We start from the raw sequence: 18,724 nt of genomic DNA on the forward strand, positions 1-18,724 counted from the left end.
TCGGCGTACGTCACGGCCGTCGAGCGGCCGGGGCCGTGGGTGCTGCCCGGTGGGGGCGGGCCGTGCCTGCGGGCGGGCGGCCGGCAGTGGAACGGGATCAGGCCCGTCCCCCGCCCGTGCAGGCGCGGGCGAAGTCGACGGTGCGGGTGAAGCAGTCGGCGACGCCCTCGTCCGGCAGGCCGGTCCACAGGTGGTTCCCGCCCGGCACCAGGCGCAGTTCGGGCCGGTGTCCGGCCGCGCGCAGCGCCTCGGCGAGCCGGACGGCCTGCAGGGCGGGCACCAGCACGTCGTCGGTGCCGTGCAGGATGAGGAACGGTGGCGCCTCGGGGCCGGCCAGGGCGGCCGGTGAGGCGTCGCGCGCGGCGTCGGGCCGGTGGGCCGGGGGCCCGCCGATCAGGCGTGCCTCGAAGGAGTCCGCGTCGGTCAGGTCGTACCGGGCGGGCATGTCGTCGGCGAGCCCCAGCAGGTCGGTGGGGGCGTACCAGGTGACGCAGCCGGCGACGCCCGGGCGGGTCAGGGCGGTGAGGGCGGCGAGGTGGCCGCCCGCGGACTCGCCCCACAGTACGGTGCGTCCGGTGTCGATGCCGAGGTCGTCGGCGCGGGCGCGCAGCCAGGCGAGCACGGCGGCGAGGTCGTCGGTCTGGGCGGGGTGGTGGGCCTCGCCGCTGAGCCGGTAGTCGGGGCAGACGACGGCGAAGCCGGCCAGCGCGAGCCGGGCGAAGGGGCCCGGCCGCCAGTGCCGGAAGCGGGGGCCGAGGTCGTCGCGCAGTCCGGTGTGCCAGCCGCCGCCGTGGACGAAGACGACGACCGGCGGGGGCCCGTCGGTGACCGCCGGGAGCCACACGTCGGCCGTCAGCGGCCGGCTGCCCTCCGGTACGGCGTAGACGGCCCCGCGCAGCAGCCGCACGCCGGGGGCGGGACGGGCCGGGAAGGGCAGGGGCAGCACGGCCGGGTCGGCGGGGGCCAGCAGGTGCGCCGGGAAGGGGGCGGGGCGGTGGTCGGTCATGGCCGCGGCTCCGTGGTGGGACGGCCTGTGGTGGGACGACCCGTGGTCGGGCGGGCCGTGCGGGGCAGGATGCGGTGGGCGTTGGCGGTGGTCAGGGTGCGCCAGTCGGTGCCGCCGGGGGCCGGTGCGGCGTCGAGGCTCGCGACGTGGGCCGCCACTCCGGCGGCCGGTGTCCAGCAGTGGTCGCTGCCGTACAGCAGCCGGTCGGGGCCGGCCAGGGACAGCAGGGCGGGGAGCTGGCGGGGCAGGGCCGGGCCGGCGAGGTCGTAGTGGAGGCGGCCCAGTTGCTCGACGGCGCCGGGGGCGGCGCTCCCGCCGGAGCCCTGCGGCATGAACATCCGCATGAACCCGTCGATACGGTCGGCCAGGACGGGCAGGGCGCCGCCGCAGTGCGGCACGATCACCGTCAGGTCGCGGTACCGGTCCAGGGTGCCGGCCAGCAGCAGATCGGTGACGGTGCGGGCGGTGTCGAAGACGAACTCCACCATCGGGCGGGGCCGGCCGAGCGCGGACCGCTCCCAGCAGACCGGGGAGGTGGGGTGCAGGAAGACGACCGCGCCGCGCCGGTCGAGTTCGGCCCAGACCGGCTCCAGGTCCGGGTCGCCCAGGTAGATGCCATGGGTGTTCGTCTCCAGGACCACGCCGTCGGCGCCCAGCGTGTCGAGGGCGTACGCCATCTCCCGCAGGGCGCCGTCGACGTCCGGGAGCGGGAGGGAGGCGAACAGGCCGAAGCGGTCGGGGTGGTCGCGTACGGTGCCGGCGCCCGCCTCGTTGACCTCGCGGGCCAGCCGGCGGGCAGCGGTGTCGTCGCCGAAGTGGACGCCCGGGGAGGAGACCGACAGCATCGCGGTGGCGATGGAGCAGCGGTCCATCAGCTCCAGGTGTGCGGCGGCCGACCAGGTGGGCCAGGCGGGCACTCCGTCGGGGAACTCGTGCCCGGCCGCGCGGGCCTGCCGGACGTAGGAGTCGGTGAGGAAGTGGGCGTGGACGTCGACGAATCCGGGTGCGTCGGTGGGCACGGCGGGAGACCTTCCGGGGTGGTGGGCGGGGCGTCGGCGGCGGGGCCGCGGGCCAGGCGGCGGCGTACGCGGTCGGCGGCGCGTTCGCCGAGCACGATGCCCGCGAGGCCGGTCAGCCCGACGAGCGGAGGGGCGGGCGAGGGGACGTGCAGGGCCCAGTACAGGCCGCCCATGAGCAGGCCGGCGGCGAAGGAGAGGCCGGTGCGGCGAACGGCGGCGCGGGGCTCCGTCACAGGGCCGCCTCCAGGGCCGCCTGGCCGACGAGCATCCCCAGCAGCCCGGCGAGCGCGACCGGGGGCGGCGCGGGCGACTTGACCCGCACCGCCGCGTAGGCCGCGCCGACCAGGACGCCGGCGATGAGGGCCTTGAGGTACGGCATGCCGGTTCAGCTCCCGGTGCGCCACTGGTGGTCGGGCCGGAAGGTGACGTCGTACCGCTGCGGCACGGTGCCGAACCTCTCCTGCCGGGGGATGTACGGCTGCCGGGGCAGGCCGAGGTCCTCGGCGGGCGTTCCGAGGGTCTCGAAGAACCGCTCGAAGGTGCCGCCCGGCCCGGCGGCGACGCCGACGACGCGGCTGTGGTGGCGCTCGATGCGGTAGGCGTGCACGCAGTTCTTCGGAACGAACCCGAAGTCGCCCTCCGTGAGCAGCTTCTCGTGCTGCTCGCCCTCCAGGTCCTCGACGAAGAGGCGCACCACCCCGTCGGTGATGTAGAAGACCTCGTAGGTGCCGGCGTGGGAGTGGGCGGGGATGGTGTCGCCCTTGGGGCCCTCGACCGTGAAGAAGTTGAAGGTGTTCTCGGTCTGCTCACCGCCGGCGTAGACGGTGATCAGGTCGGTGAAGAGGTGGGCGCGGTCGCCCATGCCCTTCTCGACGAAGTACGGCCGTCCGGGCTCGGGCGGCAGGCACGAGCGTTCGCGGTAGCGGGTGGCGAATTCGGCGGTCATGGGCGTCCTTCCTGAGATGCGGCACCGTCAACCTAGGTCCGCCCGCCGGGGCGGCCGGACGTACACTCGGGCACGCGATGAAGAGAAACGGACAGATCGCGGCCCGGGGCACGACGGCGGGCATCCCGGCCGTGACGTACCGTCCGTCGCCGGGCAGGCCGCCGGGGCTCGAGGTGCTCGACCTGCCGGGGCTCGCCGCGCGTGCCCGTGAGCGCGAGCTGCCGCTCACCGTCCCGGCGCGGCCCGCGTTCCACCTGATCGTCGCGGTGCGCAGCGGGCGTCTGGAGTGCGCCGTGGACTTCACCACCCAGACCCTCACGGCGGGCGACTGGCTGTGGGTGTGGCCCGGGCAGGTGCTGCAGTTCCCCGCCGGGCCGGGAGACGGCGACGGCACCGTGCTGGTGTTCCCGTCGGGCTTCCCCGGCGCCGCGACCGACGCCCTCATCAGACCCGGCGAGCACAACCCGCATCGGCTCGTCAGGCCGGACGAGCGGCGGCAGGCCGCCCTGCTCCGGCTCCTGGACGCCCTGGTCGACGAGCATGCCGCGCTGGCCGACCTGCCCCTGGAGGCGTACGTCGAGACACTGCGGAACCTGCTCTCGGTGATCCTCGTCCGGCTGGTCCACCTGGCCGACCCGCGGCACCGGTCCCGTCCCGGCACCGAGCCCTTCGACCGGTTCCGCGAGGCCGTCGAGGAAGGCTTCCACCGCACCCACCGGGTGGAGGACTACGCCGCCCGGCTCGGGTACAGCCCGCGCACCCTCACCCGGGCCACCCGGGCGGCGCTGGGTTGCGGTGCCAAACGGTTCATCGACGACCGGGTGCTGCTGGAGGCCAAGCGGCTGCTCATCCACACCTCGCTGCCGCCGGCCGTCGTCGCCGAGCGGGTGGGGTTCGCGTATCCGACGGTCTTCAGCGCGTTCTTCCGCCGGCGCACCGGTATGACCCCGACGGAGTTCCGCTCACTGACCTGAGGCCCGGCGGCCCCGGTTCCTCCGTACCATCTCTCCTCACAGCGACTACGCAGTCGCGAACCGCCCCGCGAAGGAGAGTCATCCCATGCCCGAGAGCACGGCGCGCTCCACCGAACTGTCGTCGCAGTACGCCGCACAGGTGACCGGCGACCTCGAACGCAACACCAAGGAACAGGAAAGGATCGCCGAGGAGATCGCCGATCTGCAGCGGCAACTGGCCGAGTTGCAGCACGACCACGCGCTGCTGGTGGCCATGCAGCAGGCGCTCGGCGCGGCCCCCGCCGTCGCCGACGGTGCCGTGGTCCCCGCGCCGCGCACGCGGGCGGCCGAGGAGTCGCGGCAGGGGAAGCGGACGCGGGCCGGCAAGCCGGGCACGAGGAAGCCGGCCGTGGAGACGCCGGCCGTCAAGTCCCCGGCGCGGAAGGGCTCGGCGGGCAGGACGTCGTCGGGCAAGGCGTCGTCGGCCAAGGCCCCGTCGGGCAAGGCGTCGTCGGTGAGGAAGGCGGGTGCGCGAAAGTCCGCGGCCGAGAAGCCGGCTTCGGCGCGGCAGGCCCGGCCGACCCTGGTGGCGCTCGTCCGCGACCACCTCGCCGGGCAGCAGGAGCCGCGCTCCGCCGCCGAAGTCGCCGCCGCACTCGGCCAGGAGCACCCCGAGCGCGGGATCAAGGCCAACGTCGTGCGCACCACGCTGGAGGGCCTGGTCGCCAAGAACCAGGCGCAGCGCACCAAGCAGGGCACGTCGGTCTACTACACCGCCTCGGAGGCCGCGCAGTCCGCGCCGGACACCGCCGCCCAAGCCGCCCCGGACGCCGCGCAGTCCGCGCCGGAGACCGGGTCGGAGCCGGAGTCGTCCGTCCAGGAGTGACCGGCGCACCGCCTGTGCCGGCGGGGACCGGTCGAGCCGGCGGGGGCGCCTGGGCCGGTCACGGACGAGGGCGGCCGGGGAGGGTCCGCCGGGCAGGCACCACGCCGCACTGACGGGGCCGCGGCCGGGCGCCGCCTCACCGCACCGACGGGGGACTGCGCTCCCGTGAGCGCCCAGCCCCTCCGCCGCCCGGGGGCGGCGGCGTCCGCCCCGGCCCGGGACGCTCGTGGAGGCGTGTCCGCCCCGCGGTTCCCCCGACACGCGCGACCGCGTCGTCGTGCGGCGGATCGCACCGTCCACCGCCTCCGCCCACGGCCGTCCTGCGCTCTCCTCCCGGGCCGCCGAGTGCTTCCCCGCCCGCCAGGTCCCGGAGCACCGACGGCACGCTCTCGTCGTCGGCACCGGCCCGGTCGGCCGGGAACGCGTCGTGCCGCCGGACGGGCCGCACGAGGGCGTCGCCGCCGCCCGCGACGGCCGTACCGCGTATGTCACGGGCGGGTTCAACCGCGACGGCCACCGGGACGGCATCACCTGGTGGACCTGGAGTCGCGCGGCACGCGCCGCTCGCGGCGGGCGCCCGCCCGCCGGGTGTCGCCGTCCTGCGCCGACTCCTCCGGTCTCAGCGGCCGGCCGCAGCGGTCAGAAGGCCGGTGACCTGGGCGCGGACGACCTCCCGGGCCGCGCCGGGCAGGCCGCCGAGGGCGGTGCCTTCCAGCGCCTCGACGGTCTGTCGGGCCCCTGCCTCGCACGGGATGCTCTCGTCGAGCACGTCGTAGCCGTCGCGGACGGCGACGCGGAGCCGGCGGGCTCCCTCGCCGTCCGCGTGCACCGCCGCGGCGACCACGAAGGGCGGCGGGCCGCCCGGCTCACCGGGCAGCTTCCGGTAGGTGCTGCGCAAGGGGGCGCGCCAGCGCAGGTTCAGCATGAGCTGACGCTTCGCCAGGACTTCGGTGAGGTCGGTCTCGTAGGTGCCGCCGGTGTCCAGCACGGTGGCGCGGGCGTCCAGGACGACGGCAGCGGGCAGCAGGCAGCGCAGGGTGCTGCCGACGATGTTGCCGCCGACCGTGGCGGTGCGGCGCACGGCTCCGGTGCCGACGGTGGCGGCGGCCCGGTGCAGCACCTCGGGCACACGGTCGTCGATGCGGTGCAGGACGACGGCCGCGCCGAGTTCCTCGCGGCCGATCGCGTTGGCCTGCGGCAGGTCACGCAGCGACATGGCGAGTTCCGGGAAGCCGTCCCGTTGCCAGGTGGACCACACGAGGGTGGCCCCGCCTATGGGCACCGCCCCGTCGGCGAGGTACTCCTGCGCTTCGGACACGGACGTGGGCAGACTCAAGAGCACGGCGACCGACCTGCCTTCCTGGGGAGTCGGTGGCGGGGGCCACAGCCGGTCGGCCCTCGGCCACGTGATCGCTGGCCTGCGCATTCTTGCCGCGTACGCAGGGGCGCGTACAGGGCTCACACCGTGCCGATGTGCGCCCCGTGGGCCGGTGCGGCGCGGTGCCACGACCGCCGCGGCGCGCGGTACGAAGGAGCCGACGCCGACGCCGGCATCGCCCCGCCCGCCCGTCCGTCCGCTAGTCCGTGGCCTCCACGCGGTCCGCCAGTCGTTCGTACCGCTGCCGGGCGGCCTGCGGGGTGCCGAGGCCGAGACCGAAGGCCAGCTCGTGCCAGGTCATGCCCCGGCCGCGCGCCATCTGCAGGAGTCCGGCCTCCAGTTCGTCCATCTCTCCACGCATCAACGGGACGAGGCTCAGCGCCGCGGTGATGTCGGCCCGGTCCACCTCCGGTTCCCCGTCCTGGAGTTGCGCGGCGCCGCTGAGCAGGAAGGCGACCAGCCGGACCGCCTCGTGCGGGCCGAGGACCGAGGGATGGACCTGACGGCGGCGCTGTGCGTCGGTGGCCGCGTGCCGCTCGGCGATGCGGAACAGGGACGCGTGCACACGCTGGGCGCGGGCCTGCTCGGGCACCGGGGGCGTGAAGGGATCGGTGGGCTGTTCGGGAGTCGACGGCATGGGACGAGCATGGTCGCGCAACAGACGCTTGTCAACGAGTTATGTTGAACAATCCGTTCAACTACTGGCAGTCCGTACCCGGCCGTCGCGCGCCGGGCCTTGATCAGCGCGAGGATCGGTGGATGGGTGCTGTGCTGCCGGTCCTCTTCGCCCTGCTCGCCGCGTTCAGCAACGCGCTGGCGACCGTGCTGCAGCGCCGCGCCGCGCTGAGCGTGCCGCAGTCGCGGGGGTTCCGTCCGGGGCTCCTCCTCGACCTGCTGCGGCAACCGGTGTGGCTCGCCGGAATGCTGGCCGTCGTGGTCGCCGGGCTGGGACAGGCCGCGGCCCTGGCGACCGGCGCGCTGGCGCTCGTCCAGCCGCTGTTCGTGCTGGAGCTGCCACTGGCGCTGATGCTGGCCTCCCTGATGGCCGGGCGCCGGCTGCCCCTGGGGCTGTGGGCCGCCGTGGCCGGGGTGGTCGTCGGACTCGGCGTCGCCCTGGCCGCGGCGGCCCCGAGCGGCGAGGACTTCCACGTGCCGCTGGACCGCTGGGTACCGGTGCTGACGGCCTGCGCCGGGGCGGCGCTCCTGCTGGCCGCCGCCGGACTGAAGCGACCGGCCGGCAAGGCCCGCGCCGGCTGCCTGGGCGCGGCCACGGCCGTGTGCTACGCGCTGACGGCGGCGCTGATGAAGGACTCCATGTACGTACTGGACGTGCGCGGGATCACCGGCTTCCTGACCGCCTGGCAGACGTACGCCTTCGCCGTGGCCGGCGTGGCCGCGGTGCTGCTGCTGGAGCACGCCATGCAGGGCGGGCCCCTGGTCGCGTCGCAGCCGGCGCTGACGCTCGGGGACGCGACGGTCAGCCTCGCGCTGGGCGTCCTGCTGTACCAGGAGGACATCCGAGGCGGCTGGTGGCTGCTGCCGCAGGCGCTCGGCGTCGCCCTGGTCGTCGTGGGCGTCCTCGCGCTGTCCCGGCACGAGGCCGATGTGCACGCCGGCCCCTGACCCCTCGCACGGAGAGGACCCCGGCCCGCCGGACAGCGGGAACGGGGTCCTCGTCGGAGCGTCGGGCAAGCCTTGCACTTGCATCTCCCCGCAGGAAGCGGGGTGTCTTTCCTTGGACCACCGACGCGCGGTCACCGGCCCCGAAGGGCGGTGCGCTCGAGATCGACCGTAACGCACCCCGGTGCCGGGAGCAGGTCGGCGACGCGCGGCATTGCTCCGTACGAGTGGTGCGAAATCGGACACGATCGTACCGTCGTATCGGAGCAGGAACCGGCGAGGCGGCGTGACGGCCTTGCGAGAGTCGGGCGGGAGCAGACATGGGCACACACCCGATGAGGGCGGCGGTCGTCCTCGGCGCCGCCACCGCGCTGGCGGCGTCCCTGGGCACGGCCTCCGCCGCGCCCCCGGCGGAGCACTCCGGGGGCCGGCAGGCGCCGGAACCCGTGCTGGTCGACTGCACCTGGCGCCCCGAGGTACGTCCCGAGGCGTTCCTGATCGCCTGCGGCGACGGCAACAGCCGGCTGGAGTCGCTGGACTGGTCGCGCTGGGACCGGCACGCGGCCGTGGCCCGCGGAGTCAACCTCGTCAACGACTGCGAGCCCTACTGCGCGGCCGGCACCTTCCACGCGTACCCCGTGACCGTCCGCCTCGACCGGCCCGGAACGTGGGAGAAGGACCCGGACGAGCGGCACTGGACGCGGATGACCCTGACCTACACCGACGGCCGTCCGGACGGATTCCCGCGCACGGTGACCTACCCCTTGTGGGACTGAATCCCGCTCGTGGGACTGAATCCCGCGGTGCCGGGATTCACCCGGGGAGCGCCAGCCGGCAGGTGTCGCCCGGCTGGATCCGGACCGCGCGGTCGGGCAGCCGGACGTCGATCGGCAGCCCGTTGGAGGACGGCACGGCGATCTCCAGCCGGCCGTGCTCCAGCCGCAGCCGCACGCCCCAGTGTTCGTGGTAGCGCAGCGAGAAGCCGTACGAGGACAGCTCCGGCAGCGGCACGGGGTTCAGCCACAGCGCTCCGGCCCGGGTCTCCAGGCCGGTCAGGCCGCGCTGGACCAGGTCGAGGGTGCCGGCCATGGCGCCGAGGTGAATGCCCTCGCCGGTGGTGCCGCCCTGGAGGTCGGCGACGTCTCCCTTGAGCGCCTCCTGGCAGAACGTCCACGCCTCGGCGCGCCGGGCCCGGGCCAGGATCCAGCCGTGGACCAGGCCGCTCAGGGTGGAGCCGTGGCTGGTGCGGGCCAGGTAGTAGTCGACGGTGTTCCGCCAGGTGTCCTCGTCGAGCCGGTGGCCCAGCCGCTCGAAGAGCGACCGGAGTTCGGCCGGGGAGAACAGGTAGCCGAGCATGAGCACATCGGCCTGCTTGGACGCCTGGTAGCGGTTGACGGTGTCGCCCTCGGCCTCCAGGATCCGGTCCAGGCGCCGGATGTCGTCGTACCGCCTGCGGTAGTCCTCCCAGTCCAGTTCGGCCAGCTCGCCGTAGCCTTCGAACTGGCTGATCACCCCTTGGTGGAAGGGGACGTGCAGGGTGCGCGAGACGTCCTCCCACTGCTGGAGTTCGTCCTCGCCCAGGGCGGTGCGCTCGACGAGTTCGCGGCGGCGCGGCTCGGGCAGCGTGCGCAGCACCTCCAGGGTGCGGGTGAGCACCCAGGCGGCGGTGACGTTGGTGTAGGCGTTGTCGTCCAGGCCGGGTTCCTCGGCGCCGGGGTAGGCCTCGTGGTACTCGTCGGGGCCGACCACGCCCCGGATGCGGTGCCGGCCCAGGTGCTCGTCCCAGACGGCCGAGTCCGCCCAGAAACGCGCGATCTGGAGCAGCATTTCGGCGCCCTTGGTGTGCAGGAACTCGGCGTCGCCGCTGGCCTCGCAGTACTGCCACACGTTGTACGCGACGGCCGAGCCGACGTGCCGCTGGAGGTGGCTGTGGTCGGGCAGCCAGCGGCCGGAGTGCGGGTTGAGGTGCAGCTGCTGGGTCTCCTCGCGTCCGTCGCTGCCGCTCTGCCACGGGTACAGCGCGCCGCGCCTGCCGATCGCGCGGGCCGCCGCGGTGGCTCGTTCCAGGCGGCGGTGGCGGTAGTGGAGCAGGGCCCGGGACACCTCCGGGAAGTGCAGGTTGAGGTAGGGCAGGACGAACAGTTCGTCCCAGAAGACGTGGCCGCGGTAGGCCTCTCCGTGCAGCCCGCGGGCTGGCACGCCCACGTCCAGGTCGGCCGTGTGCGGGGAGAGGGTCTGCAGGACGTGGAAGAGGTGCAGGCGCAGGATGCTGCCCGCTTCACCGGGCACGTCCAGTTGTGCCCGGCGCCACAGCTGGCCCCAGGCCGTGCGGTGCGAGCGGAGCAGTTCGTCGAAGAGGGGGGCGGAGCCGACCCGGTCGACGGCGGCCTGGAGCGGGTCGCTGATCGCCGGGTCGCGTGAGGTGTGCAGGGCCACCGTCTTGTCGACGACGGCGGTACGGGCGGGGCTCAGGCCCAGGCGCACGCGCTGGGTGGCGCGCAGGTGGTCGTGTTCGCACTCGACCGGCGTGTCGGCGGTCAGGCGGGCGGCGAGGCCGATCCGGATGTCGGAGGTGGTGGTGCGGCAGCGCAGCCACACCGTGTCGGGGGCGTCGACGCCGGTGTGCACGTGGGTCAGGTGGCGGCCGTCCAGGTCCCGGTAGCGCGGCACCCCGGCGTTGGTGACGCCGCCGTCGAGCGCCGCCTCCACCTCCAGCTCCGCGCTGCCGGCCTCCATGGTGAACTCGGTGCGCAGGGCGGCCAGATGGGGGTCGGCCATGTGCACCATGCGCAGCTGGCGCACGCACAGGGTGCCGTGCCGGCCGAGCCGGAAGCGGGTCTGCCGCTCCAGCAGGCCGGCTTCCAGGTGCATGACCTGGCGGTGTCCCGACACCGGGGCGGTGTCCGGGGTGAGCCACTCGCCGCCGGCCGGGCGGAAGCGGAGCGGGAGCCAGTTGGGGAGGTTGACCATGTCCTCGTTCTCCACCTGGCGTCCGGCCACGTCGGAGACGAGCCGGTTGTAGCAGCCGGCCACGTAGGTGCCCGGGTAGTGCACGTCGTCGGCGGCGCACTCGGGCAGCGCGCCGCGGGTGGCGAAGTAACCGTTGCCGAGGGTGCACAGAGACTCCCGCAGCCGCTCGGCCGCGGGGTCGTACCCGTCGTAGTCCCAGGTCCAGGGGGTCGTGCTGGTCACGTCGGCGGGCTCCCTTCGCGCGGTGCCGCGGCGGCGGACGCGGCACCGCCCGGCAGGGGGGTCCGGCAGGCGGAGCGGTGGTTCGCGGCGCGCGGCCAGGCGACCAGCGCGGTCGGATCCTCGCCCGCGTGCCCGGCGCGCGGCTGCTGCGTGTCGACGGACATCACGGTCCTTTCCGAGTCGGGACAGCGGTGCGGTCGGGCCTCGTCGCGGGCGGGTGGTGACCGGTACCAGTGCTGGTACCCGCCGGGGCACATCCCACCACCCTGGGCGGCCCGGGCGGGTGCCCGACAGGGCCGTTCGGGCCACATCGCCCGCCCGGAGCCCGCCTGGAAGCGGCAAGGCCGGCTCGCGGCGGCAAGCCGGGCTCGCGGCGGCAAGCCCGGTCGCCGTCGGCGCCGACTCCGACGGCGACCGGTGCGATGCCGCTTCTACCCCGGCTCGTTCCCTTCACGCCGTCGGAACACGGGTACCTCCGGCGCGCGGGTCTCGCGCTCCTGCTCGTACGCGCGCCGGTGGGGGCCGGGCGAACGGCTCGTGCGTTGCGGTCACCGGGTGCGGGGCGGCAGGCTTCTGGGGTGGCTACTTTGCTGATCGTGCATCACACGCCGTCGCCGAACTGTCAGGCACTGCTCGAAGCCGTGGTGTCCGGAGCGACCGCGCCGGAGATCGAGGGGGTACGGGTGGTGCGGCGGGCCGCGCTGGCGGCCACCGTCCCCGATGTGCTGGAGGCCGACGCCCTGGTGCTGGGCACCCCGGCCAACCTCGGCTACATGTCCGGCGCGCTCAAGCACTTCTTCGACCAGATCTACTACCCCTGCCTGGACGAGACGCGCGGCCGGCCGTTCGGCTACTACGTGCACGGCGGCAGTGACACCACCGGTGCCGTGCGGGGCGTCGAGTCGGTCACGACCGGCCTCGGCTGGCGGCGGGCCGCGCCGGCGGTGACGGTGACCGGGGAGCCGGGCAAGGCGGACCTGGAGGCGTGCTGGGAGCTGGGGGCGACGCTCGCCGCCGGGTTGATGGAGTGAGGCCCCGCTGCGCTCCGGGTGGTCAGTGGTCCGGTGCGCAGCAGCCGCCCCCGGTCCGACCGTCGCCGACGGCTTCGAGCCGGCAGAAGCAGGAGGCGGCGACCGGGACGTCGGCCAGTGCCATGGCGAGCTTCAGCTGCTGGGCTACGATCCGGGCCTCCCCCTCCTTGCCCAGGCGGACCAGACACTCGTGCAGCCCGGGCAGGGACCAGACGTTGCCCGGGTGCTGCAGGGCGCGCGGGAGGGTCTCGTCGAGGCCGAGGTCGGCCCGGTACACCGCCTCGGCCTCGGCGACTCGTCCCCGTTCCAGGAGCAGGGCGCCGTAGGCGTGCCGGGTGGGCTGCATCCATCCCCACGGTTCGTCGTACGGGAGGTTGTCGTCCAGCTCGATCGACCGTTCGAGGGCGGCGAAGGCGGCGTCGTGGTCGCCCTTGCGGTATTCGAGTTCGCCGTCGAGCATCGCCGTGGCGATGGCGAGGTACCAGCGCGCAGCATCAGGCCAGTTCAGCGCCGCTTTTACTGCGGTGACCCGATGATCGTCCGACACGCCCCCGGCCACGGGGAAGCGGAGCGTCAACTCCGCTCAGGGGCAGCGGTCCGCGAGCACGCAGAACTCGTTCCCCTCCGCGTCGGCAAGGACGACCCAGCGCTCGTCGCCTTGTCCGACGTCGGCGTGTCGAGCACCGAGCGCGAGCAGGCGACGGACCTCCTCGTCCTGCTCCCGGTCGGTGAGGTTGACGTCGATGTGCAGCCTGTTCTTGACGCTCTTGCCCTCGGGCACGCGCGCGAAGGTCAGGGTCGGTGGCACCGGCCCGAGGCGGTTCCTGCCTTCGGGCACCGCCGGGGAGCCGATGGTGACGATCTCGCGGTCCTCGTACTGCACCTCGTAGTCGAGGACCGAGCACCAGAACGGGCGAGACCCGCGGGATCGGCGCAGTCGATCGCAAGCTCGGTGAACTTGCTGGTCATGTCAGGTCCTCCCCGTCACGTGGCGAGTCGGCCGGAGGCCACAAAGGGGTTGGCCGACCCGGCGGCCTCTTCCTGACACGACCGTTCGCAGTTCGCAACGCCGGCGGCGCTGTCCAGGTGGTCCCGAAGCCGGGCCGCCCGTGCGATCCCATGCCGTCGTCCATACCGTACGCCGACCGTCCCGCCGGACGGGCCGTGTGGGTCCGGCGGGACGGGACGGGGGGGTGGAGGGGTTGGACGGTTGGGGATGAAGCCGGCCGCGGGAGCGGTCAGCGGAAGTTCACGTCACTGCACAGGAAGTACGTCTGGTCCATGTGCGACGCCTGCCAGATCGTGTACACGACGTGCCGGCCGCTCAGGCCCGAGGTGCTGACCGGGATCTCGTAGTTCTGGCTGGGCGCGTAGCTGCCGGTCCGGGCGACCAGCTGGAGGTCGCCCCAGGTCAGCGGCTGGGTCGTGGGGTCGAAGCCCTGCCGGGTGACGTAGACCAGGAAGTAGTCCGCGCCGTGGCTCGCCTGGTCGTACAGCCGGACGGTGAAGTCGTCGCCGATGTCGGTGGTCCGCCACGGGCCCACGGTGTCCAGGGAGTTGTACCGGCCGCCCTCGGTGCGGCCGCCGCTGCACAGCTGGCCGTCGGGGACCACGGCCCGGAAGTTGCCGCCTGAGCCGTTGCGGTACAGGCCGTTCCAGTTCCACATGGCGTTGGGATTGTCCTGCCACGCCTGCCAGCACATGGGGTCTTCCTCGGCCATGGCCGGGTTCTGGAAGTCGCTGCCCCAGCGCTGCCAGCAGCCGTAGTTGCGGGAGGCGGGGTCGACGACGGAACCGTGGGCGACGGCGGTGCCGCTCCAGGGGATCAGGCCGAGGAGGGCGGCGGCGAAGGCCGCCAGGGTGAGTGTCAGCCCTCGTCGGACTCTGGTGAGGTGTTCATGACAATGCATCATCGCCTTCTGCATCATCGCCTTCTGCATCATCGCCTTCTCTCGTGGGGGCCTGCTGGGGAGAGTCGGAACGCCCAATGGGAGCGCTCCCAAATGACAGGCTGCGCGTCGGAAGGCGGACGGACAACATCCGATTGCGCCAGTTCCACGGCGGGCATGGCGCGTTCGATACGCCGTTCGACACGACAACGGCGGGCGGGGCCGTGAGGGTCGCCCCTGCCCGCCGTGGTCCCGGGCGTGTGCGTCAGCGTCTCAGGCGGAGCGGCGCTTCGTAAGGATCAGGAGCAGGCAGCCGGCGGCCGCGAGTACCCCTCCGGTCGCCGCCGGCCAGAGGCCCAGGCCCGCGCCCGTCTCGGCGAGGCCGCCCTGGGCCCGGGGTTCGGGTGCCGGGTCCGAGGCGTCGTCGTTCCTGGCCGCGGCCTGGCCGTTCCCGTCCTGCGGAACGTCCTCCTGCGCGTCCCGCGCCGGCGGGGCCGCGGATGTGGTGGCGGCGCGGGGTTCGGCGGCGCCGGGGGCGGTGGTGGCGGCGTCAGGCGCGGGGGCGGTGGCGGCGGCGTCGGGCGGCGAGGTGTCCTCGCGGCCGCCCTGCCGGTCATCGCCGCCCTGCCGGTCATCGCCGCCCTGCCGGTCCTGGCCGCCCTCCGGTGTGGGGGCCGGGGGCTCGGTGGTCTGCTTGTCGTTGCCGCCGGGGTTGGCCTGGCCGCCCTCGTCATCGGCCTGGCCCTCGTCGTCGCCCGGGTTCTGCTGAGCGCCCTCGTCGCCGCCCTGGCCGGCGTCGTCGCCCTGACCCCCGTCGTTGCCGCCGGGATTGTCCTGGCTCCCGTCGTTGCCGCCCGCGTTGTCCTGGCCGCCCTGGTCACCGCCGGGCTGCTCCGGCTGCTGGGCATCGTCCGGGCCGCACTCCCGGCCGCTGTTGATGCACTCGACCACCTGGTCCATCAGGGCGTCGTCCATGACGTTGATGAAGTCGTTGTGATCGGTGATCGGTTTGTGCAGCTGCTCCGGGAAGCCGTCCACGGCGTACGGGTTCCGCACCTGGCCGTTCTCGATGACCGGGGCGGGGACGTCGTACACCAGGCGGACCTGGAGCTGCGGGACGGCCTGGAAGCCGTCGGGGCAGCTGCCGTCCTGCCGGACGAACGCCACATGGTCGCGGTGGTTGGCGCTGTCGATGTTCCGCCCGTCCCAGCAGCTCTGGAAGTTCGACGTGCGGACCACCTTGCTGCCCTCGGGGCAGAGCACGTACTTGTCGGTGACCTGGCGGTCCTCGAAGCCGGTGCAGCTGAACGAGGTGTTGGCGTTCTTCAGGCCGTTGGTGAAGGCCTTGGCGTCACCGGTGATGATGCGCAGGAACTTCGGCATCGCGACGACGTCGCCCCGCTTGCTGCCGACGAACTTGAGCTCGGCCTGCTCGGCCTTCAGGATCCGGCCGACGTTGCCCTCGGCGCCACCGCCCAGGTCCTTCGCGTCGAACTCCTCGGTACCGTCCTGGAGCCGCAGCACCGGCCAGTAGTAGGTGGACTTGTCACCCTGGTTCTTGCACGTGGTGCCGGCGTTGGCCAGGTCCTCGTCGCTGGCGAAGGCGTCGTTGCCCTGGTTGCCGACGTAGTCGTGCGTGTGGTGTGCGCCGTTGTCGACGCCGGGCGCGACGATGATGTTGTCGCTGTTGAACAGGTTGTTCTCGTTGACGCCGCACTCCGTGGTGAAGGAGCCCGTGGAACCCCCGTCGCCGTTGGCGGCCAGACCGTTCGGCAGGTCACGGGAGTTCGGCCGGACGTCGTCGATGTCGACGAAGTCCTCGGCGACCGGGCCGTTGCCCGCCTGTCCGCCGTTGCCGCCCTGCTGACCGCCGCCGCCCTGCTGGTCGCCGGCGCCGTCCTGTCCGCCGCCGTCGTTCCCGCCGTCGTTCCCGCCGTCCGCCTGCCCGGCCGGGGCCGCGCCCTCGGTGCGCTGCAGCGAGCACTGGGCCAGCGCGTCAAGCCCTTCAGGGCGCTCGCCGACGCGGTCGATCGCCGCGGCGATGCGCTCGACGGTCTCGGCGCGGTCCTTCTTCAGCGGGTCGAGGATGGCCCCTTCGTCCAGCCGGCCGTCGTCCGCGGTGCGGGCCGCCTCCTGCAACTGCCGGTAGGCCGTGGCGATCTGCTCGTCCAGCCGGGCGAGTTCGGTGTCGACCTCGGACCTCGCCTGCTCCGGCACGGTCGTCAGCCGGGTGCCCAGGTCCGGGCAGTCCACGGTGGCCGCGACTCCGGAGCCGCCCAGGGGGACCGCGGGCTTCGGGTCGGGCTCGGTCGCGGAGGCGTACACGTTGGCGGCCACCAGGCCGCCCCCACCCAGTATCAGCGCGACCGCCGCAGAGGTCGCGCGGCGTGCACCGGTCGGGCGTCTGCGCCTGTTGTGTCCCAAGGCGTGCTCCTACGTCGTGGCGTTCTTGGACAGAGAAATGCCCCCGGCTCCATACGGAGCCGGACCACGGAGCGTTCAAACGCCTCACGAACTCACAGGAACCTCTCACCTCACCGACGCAGGATCAGCCCGGGTGCGACCGTCGCGGCGTGCCTGGCGTGCCCTGCCCGGCCGGAAGCGTCCGGCCCAGGCGGGCGAGCGGGGAGCAGGCCATCACCACCGGGGACGACAGCATGCCGCGGCGGTCACCAGGAGGCCGGGGCGCAGCCCCCACTCCATCGCGAGAAACCCGCCGAGCAGGGAGCCGAGCGGGGCCGCCCCCATGCCGACGAACGTGATCGTCGCGGCCGTGCGGCCCTGCATCCGGTCCGGGGCAGAGCGGGCAGGCCGAGCCAACCGAGGAGACCGGCCGGGGCGGCGGCTCCCCGTACCAGCGTCCGGCAGGCATCCGCCACCACCATCACCGTGCGCGTCCGCCACCGGTCCACCCACGCGCCGACGAGGAGCGTGAGCAACAGGACCGGCGCCGGCCCCACCGCGCGGAGGACGCCCAACTCGCCGCCACCGGCGCCGAGCACGAGGACTGCGAGGAGCGGGAGCCCGATCAGAGTGGTGTGGCCGCCGAGTTGGGAGGCGTCAGGCCCGCCCGGAATCTGCGGAAGCCGCGATCCCGCCACAGACTTGGCGGAGGAGGGCGGCCGGGATCGGAGACAGCGGGTACCGCGGAGGAAGAGGACGGCACGAAGATCCCTCGGATCGCCGACGATCAGGCCCATCGGCCGCGCACGCCGGTGCGCCCGCACGGGCGGCGGACACCGCGCACCGGCTCACCGCGCTGCGCGGGCAGTGGCTCCCGACCAGGAAGAACGGTGGCCAGGGCTGAGTCTCGGCCCCCGCACGGCGTCCGTTTCAGGGCCGCGCCCGGGGAACCCGGGGACCGTCGTGCACGCGCGCGTAGCACCGCGCCCGACGTCGAGTCGAGGGAGACCTCCATGCAGACACTGGCCAAGGGCCTGCTCGCCGGGGCCGCCGGCACCGTCGCCCTGAACATCGCCACCTACGGGGACATGCTGCTGCGCGGCCGGGGGTCGAGCGAGATGCCCGCCCAGGTCGCCGACCGGGTCGCCGGCCGGACCGGCGTCGAACTGGGCGACGAGGAGACGAGGCCGAACCGTGAACAGGCCGCCGGGGCGCTCCTCGGCTACATCACGGGCCTCGGCGTCGGCGCGGCCTACGGGCTGGTACGGCGCCGGGGCGTGTCGCTGCCGGACTGGGCGGCCGGCCCGCTGCTCGGCGCGGCGGCCATGGCCGGCAGCGACATCCCGGCCACCGCGCTGGGCGTGACCGATCCCACCGAGTGGGACCGGACGTCCTGGGCCTCGGACGTCGTACCGCATCTGGTGTACGGCGTCACCACCGCGGCGGTGTACCGGGCGCTGCGCTGAGCGCGCCGGGCGGTCGGCCCGCGTACGGCGGAGTGCCGGGGGCCGGCGGCCCTGACGGTTGACCCGCACCCGGGCGGTTACCCCGTCCCCATGGACGGCAACAAGCCCCTCGCCCTGGTGACCGGGGCGTCGAGTGGCATCGGATACGAACTCGCCAGGCAGTTCGCGGAGCACGGCTTCGACCTGCTGGTCAACGCCGAGGACGAGCGGCTGGAGCACGCGGCCGAGCGGCTGCGGGAGACCGGCGCGGAAGTCCGTGCCGTACGCGCGGACCTGCGCGACCCGGCGGGCGTGGACCGGCTGGTCGCCGCCATGACCGGGCTCACCCTGGAGGTGGCGGCGCTCAACGCCGGGGTGGGGCAGGGCGGCGCCTTCGTGGACACCGACCCGGCCGACGACCAGTCCGTGATCGACCTCAACGTCACGTCGACGGTGCGGCTGGCCAAGCCGTTGCTGCGCGAGATGGTGGCGCGCGGCGTGGGACGGCTGGTGTTCACCTCCTCCGTCGCCTCGACCGCTCCGGGTGCCTTCCAGGCGGTCTACAACGCCTCGAAGTCCTTCGTGCAGTCGTTCGCCCAAGCGTTGCAGGAAGAGGTCAAGGACACCGGTGTCACGGTCACCTCCTTCATGCCCGGCCCGACGGACACCGACTTCTTCCGGCGGGCCGGGCTGGAGGACACCAGGATCGGCGCCCTGGACAAGGACGACCCGGCGCAGGTCGCCCGGCAGGCGTTCGAGGCGGTCATGAAGGGTCGGAAGACGCTGGTCACCGGCTCGGCGAAGACCAGGGCGCAGGGTGTGGCCGCCAGGTTGCTGCCGGGCCGGGCCAAGGCCGCCGCGCACCGCAGGATGGCGGAGCCGGGCACCGCACCGGAGGGCGAGGGCTGAAGCCTGTCTCCTCGTATCGGCCTGGTGGTGCAGATGACCTCCGCCGA

18 protein-coding genes and 4 pseudogenes are annotated in these 18,724 nt (G+C 73.9%); 7 read left to right on the forward strand and 15 right to left on the reverse strand.

Annotated features, from left to right (window positions below; all coding sequences use genetic code 11):
• Positions 1–97: 97 nt before the first annotated feature.
• The 5 genes and pseudogenes from ACLGIH_RS02530 to ACLGIH_RS02550 all read right to left on the reverse strand — a co-directional run bounded on the left by ACLGIH_RS02530 (position 98) and on the right by ACLGIH_RS02550 (position 2,971).
• Positions 98–1,006 (reverse strand): alpha/beta fold hydrolase, encoded by a 909-nt coding sequence (locus ACLGIH_RS02530; protein ID WP_416523552.1) that lies wholly within the window; start codon positions 1,004–1,006, stop codon positions 98–100.
• Complete coding sequence (locus ACLGIH_RS02535) at positions 1,003–2,025, reverse strand: amidohydrolase family protein (RefSeq protein WP_416523553.1); 1,023 nt, start codon at positions 2,023–2,025, stop codon at positions 1,003–1,005. The genes ACLGIH_RS02530 and ACLGIH_RS02535 overlap by 4 nt, the downstream gene beginning before the upstream one ends.
• Before the next feature lie 53 nt (positions 2,026–2,078).
• A pseudogene (locus tag ACLGIH_RS02540) lies at positions 2,079–2,258 on the reverse strand (DUF1427 family protein); the annotation flags it as partial.
• A complete protein-coding gene (locus ACLGIH_RS02545) occupies positions 2,255–2,404 on the reverse strand; it encodes a DUF1427 family protein (RefSeq protein WP_416523554.1) in 150 nt (49 codons plus the stop codon). The gene ACLGIH_RS02545 and the pseudogene ACLGIH_RS02540, both read right to left, overlap by 4 nt.
• A gap of 6 nt (positions 2,405–2,410) precedes the next feature.
• On the reverse strand, positions 2,411–2,971 hold the full coding sequence (locus ACLGIH_RS02550; protein WP_416523555.1) for a quercetin 2,3-dioxygenase: 561 nt from the start codon (positions 2,969–2,971) through the stop codon (positions 2,411–2,413).
• A 77-nt stretch (positions 2,972–3,048) separates the two neighbouring features.
• Between ACLGIH_RS02550 and ACLGIH_RS02555 the strand changes: the two genes are divergently transcribed.
• Together ACLGIH_RS02555 and ACLGIH_RS02560 are read left to right on the forward strand one after the other, a co-directional pair.
• Entirely contained in the window at positions 3,049–3,945 is an 897-nt protein-coding gene (locus ACLGIH_RS02555) for a helix-turn-helix transcriptional regulator (RefSeq protein ID WP_416523556.1), read from the forward strand.
• 85 nt (positions 3,946–4,030) lie between these two features.
• Positions 4,031–4,810: a hypothetical protein gene (locus tag ACLGIH_RS02560; RefSeq protein WP_416523557.1), complete on the forward strand. Its 780-nt coding sequence runs from the start codon at positions 4,031–4,033 to the stop codon at positions 4,808–4,810.
• A gap of 619 nt (positions 4,811–5,429) precedes the next feature.
• Here the strand turns inward: ACLGIH_RS02560 and ACLGIH_RS02565 are convergent.
• On the reverse strand, positions 5,430–6,152 hold the full coding sequence (locus ACLGIH_RS02565; protein WP_416523558.1) for an FAD binding domain-containing protein: 723 nt from the start codon (positions 6,150–6,152) through the stop codon (positions 5,430–5,432).
• Between the two features lie 235 nt (positions 6,153–6,387).
• Positions 6,388–6,825 (reverse strand): DNA-binding protein, encoded by a 438-nt coding sequence (locus ACLGIH_RS02570; protein WP_416523559.1) that lies wholly within the window; start codon positions 6,823–6,825, stop codon positions 6,388–6,390.
• Between the two features lie 122 nt (positions 6,826–6,947).
• Here ACLGIH_RS02570 and ACLGIH_RS02575 point away from each other — a divergent pair, with 122 nt between their 5' ends.
• Together ACLGIH_RS02575 and ACLGIH_RS02580 are read left to right on the forward strand one after the other, a co-directional pair.
• Positions 6,948–7,811: a DMT family transporter gene (locus tag ACLGIH_RS02575; RefSeq protein ID WP_416523560.1), complete on the forward strand. Its 864-nt coding sequence runs from the start codon at positions 6,948–6,950 to the stop codon at positions 7,809–7,811.
• Positions 7,812–8,128: 317 nt separating this feature from the next.
• The gene (locus tag ACLGIH_RS02580) at positions 8,129–8,584 is read left to right on the forward strand and encodes a hypothetical protein (protein WP_416523561.1); all 456 of its coding nucleotides are present in this window, start codon (positions 8,129–8,131) and stop codon (positions 8,582–8,584) included.
• A 37-nt stretch (positions 8,585–8,621) separates the two neighbouring features.
• Here ACLGIH_RS02580 and ACLGIH_RS02585 read toward each other — a convergent pair whose 3' ends face one another.
• On the reverse strand, positions 8,622–11,000 hold the full coding sequence (locus ACLGIH_RS02585; protein WP_416523562.1) for a glycoside hydrolase family 65 protein: 2,379 nt from the start codon (positions 10,998–11,000) through the stop codon (positions 8,622–8,624).
• Positions 10,997–11,164, reverse strand: coding sequence for a hypothetical protein (locus ACLGIH_RS02590; protein ID WP_416523563.1), 168 nt, complete (start codon positions 11,162–11,164; stop codon positions 10,997–10,999). The genes ACLGIH_RS02585 and ACLGIH_RS02590 overlap by 4 nt, the downstream gene beginning before the upstream one ends.
• Positions 11,165–11,578: 414 nt before the next feature.
• Here ACLGIH_RS02590 and ACLGIH_RS02595 point away from each other — a divergent pair, with 414 nt between their 5' ends.
• Complete coding sequence (locus ACLGIH_RS02595) at positions 11,579–12,031, forward strand: flavodoxin family protein (protein WP_416523564.1); 453 nt, start codon at positions 11,579–11,581, stop codon at positions 12,029–12,031.
• A 22-nt stretch (positions 12,032–12,053) separates the two neighbouring features.
• Here the strand turns inward: ACLGIH_RS02595 and ACLGIH_RS02600 are convergent.
• The 6 genes and pseudogenes from ACLGIH_RS02600 to ACLGIH_RS02625 all read right to left on the reverse strand — a co-directional run.
• Positions 12,054–12,509 (reverse strand): annotated as a pseudogene (locus ACLGIH_RS02600) (tetratricopeptide repeat protein); the annotation flags it as partial.
• Between the two features lie 105 nt (positions 12,510–12,614).
• A pseudogene (locus ACLGIH_RS02605) lies at positions 12,615–13,000 on the reverse strand (VOC family protein).
• Between the two features lie 269 nt (positions 13,001–13,269).
• Positions 13,270–13,941 (reverse strand): lytic polysaccharide monooxygenase auxiliary activity family 9 protein, encoded by a 672-nt coding sequence (locus ACLGIH_RS02610; RefSeq protein ID WP_416529266.1) that lies wholly within the window; start codon positions 13,939–13,941, stop codon positions 13,270–13,272.
• 252 nt (positions 13,942–14,193) lie between these two features.
• On the reverse strand, positions 14,194–16,344 hold the full coding sequence (locus ACLGIH_RS02615) for a DUF1996 domain-containing protein (protein WP_416523565.1): 2,151 nt from the start codon (positions 16,342–16,344) through the stop codon (positions 14,194–14,196).
• A 213-nt stretch (positions 16,345–16,557) separates the two neighbouring features.
• On the reverse strand, positions 16,558–16,707 hold the full coding sequence (locus ACLGIH_RS02620) for a hypothetical protein (protein WP_416529570.1): 150 nt from the start codon (positions 16,705–16,707) through the stop codon (positions 16,558–16,560).
• Positions 16,708–16,718: 11 nt separating this feature from the next.
• Positions 16,719–17,086, reverse strand: a pseudogene (locus ACLGIH_RS02625) (MFS transporter); the annotation flags it as partial.
• A gap of 250 nt (positions 17,087–17,336) precedes the next feature.
• On the opposite strand from ACLGIH_RS02625, the gene ACLGIH_RS02630 reads away from it, so the two are divergent.
• Both ACLGIH_RS02630 and ACLGIH_RS02635 read left to right on the forward strand, forming a co-directional pair.
• Complete coding sequence (locus ACLGIH_RS02630) at positions 17,337–17,789, forward strand: hypothetical protein (RefSeq protein ID WP_416523566.1); 453 nt, start codon at positions 17,337–17,339, stop codon at positions 17,787–17,789.
• Positions 17,790–17,879: 90 nt separating this feature from the next.
• On the forward strand, positions 17,880–18,677 hold the full coding sequence (locus ACLGIH_RS02635) for an SDR family NAD(P)-dependent oxidoreductase (protein WP_416523567.1): 798 nt from the start codon (positions 17,880–17,882) through the stop codon (positions 18,675–18,677).
• Positions 18,678–18,724: the final 47 nt, after the last annotated feature.

Source organism: Streptomyces hamibioticus, assembly GCF_047946815.1.
GTDB lineage: Bacteria > Actinomycetota > Actinomycetes > Streptomycetales > Streptomycetaceae > Streptomyces.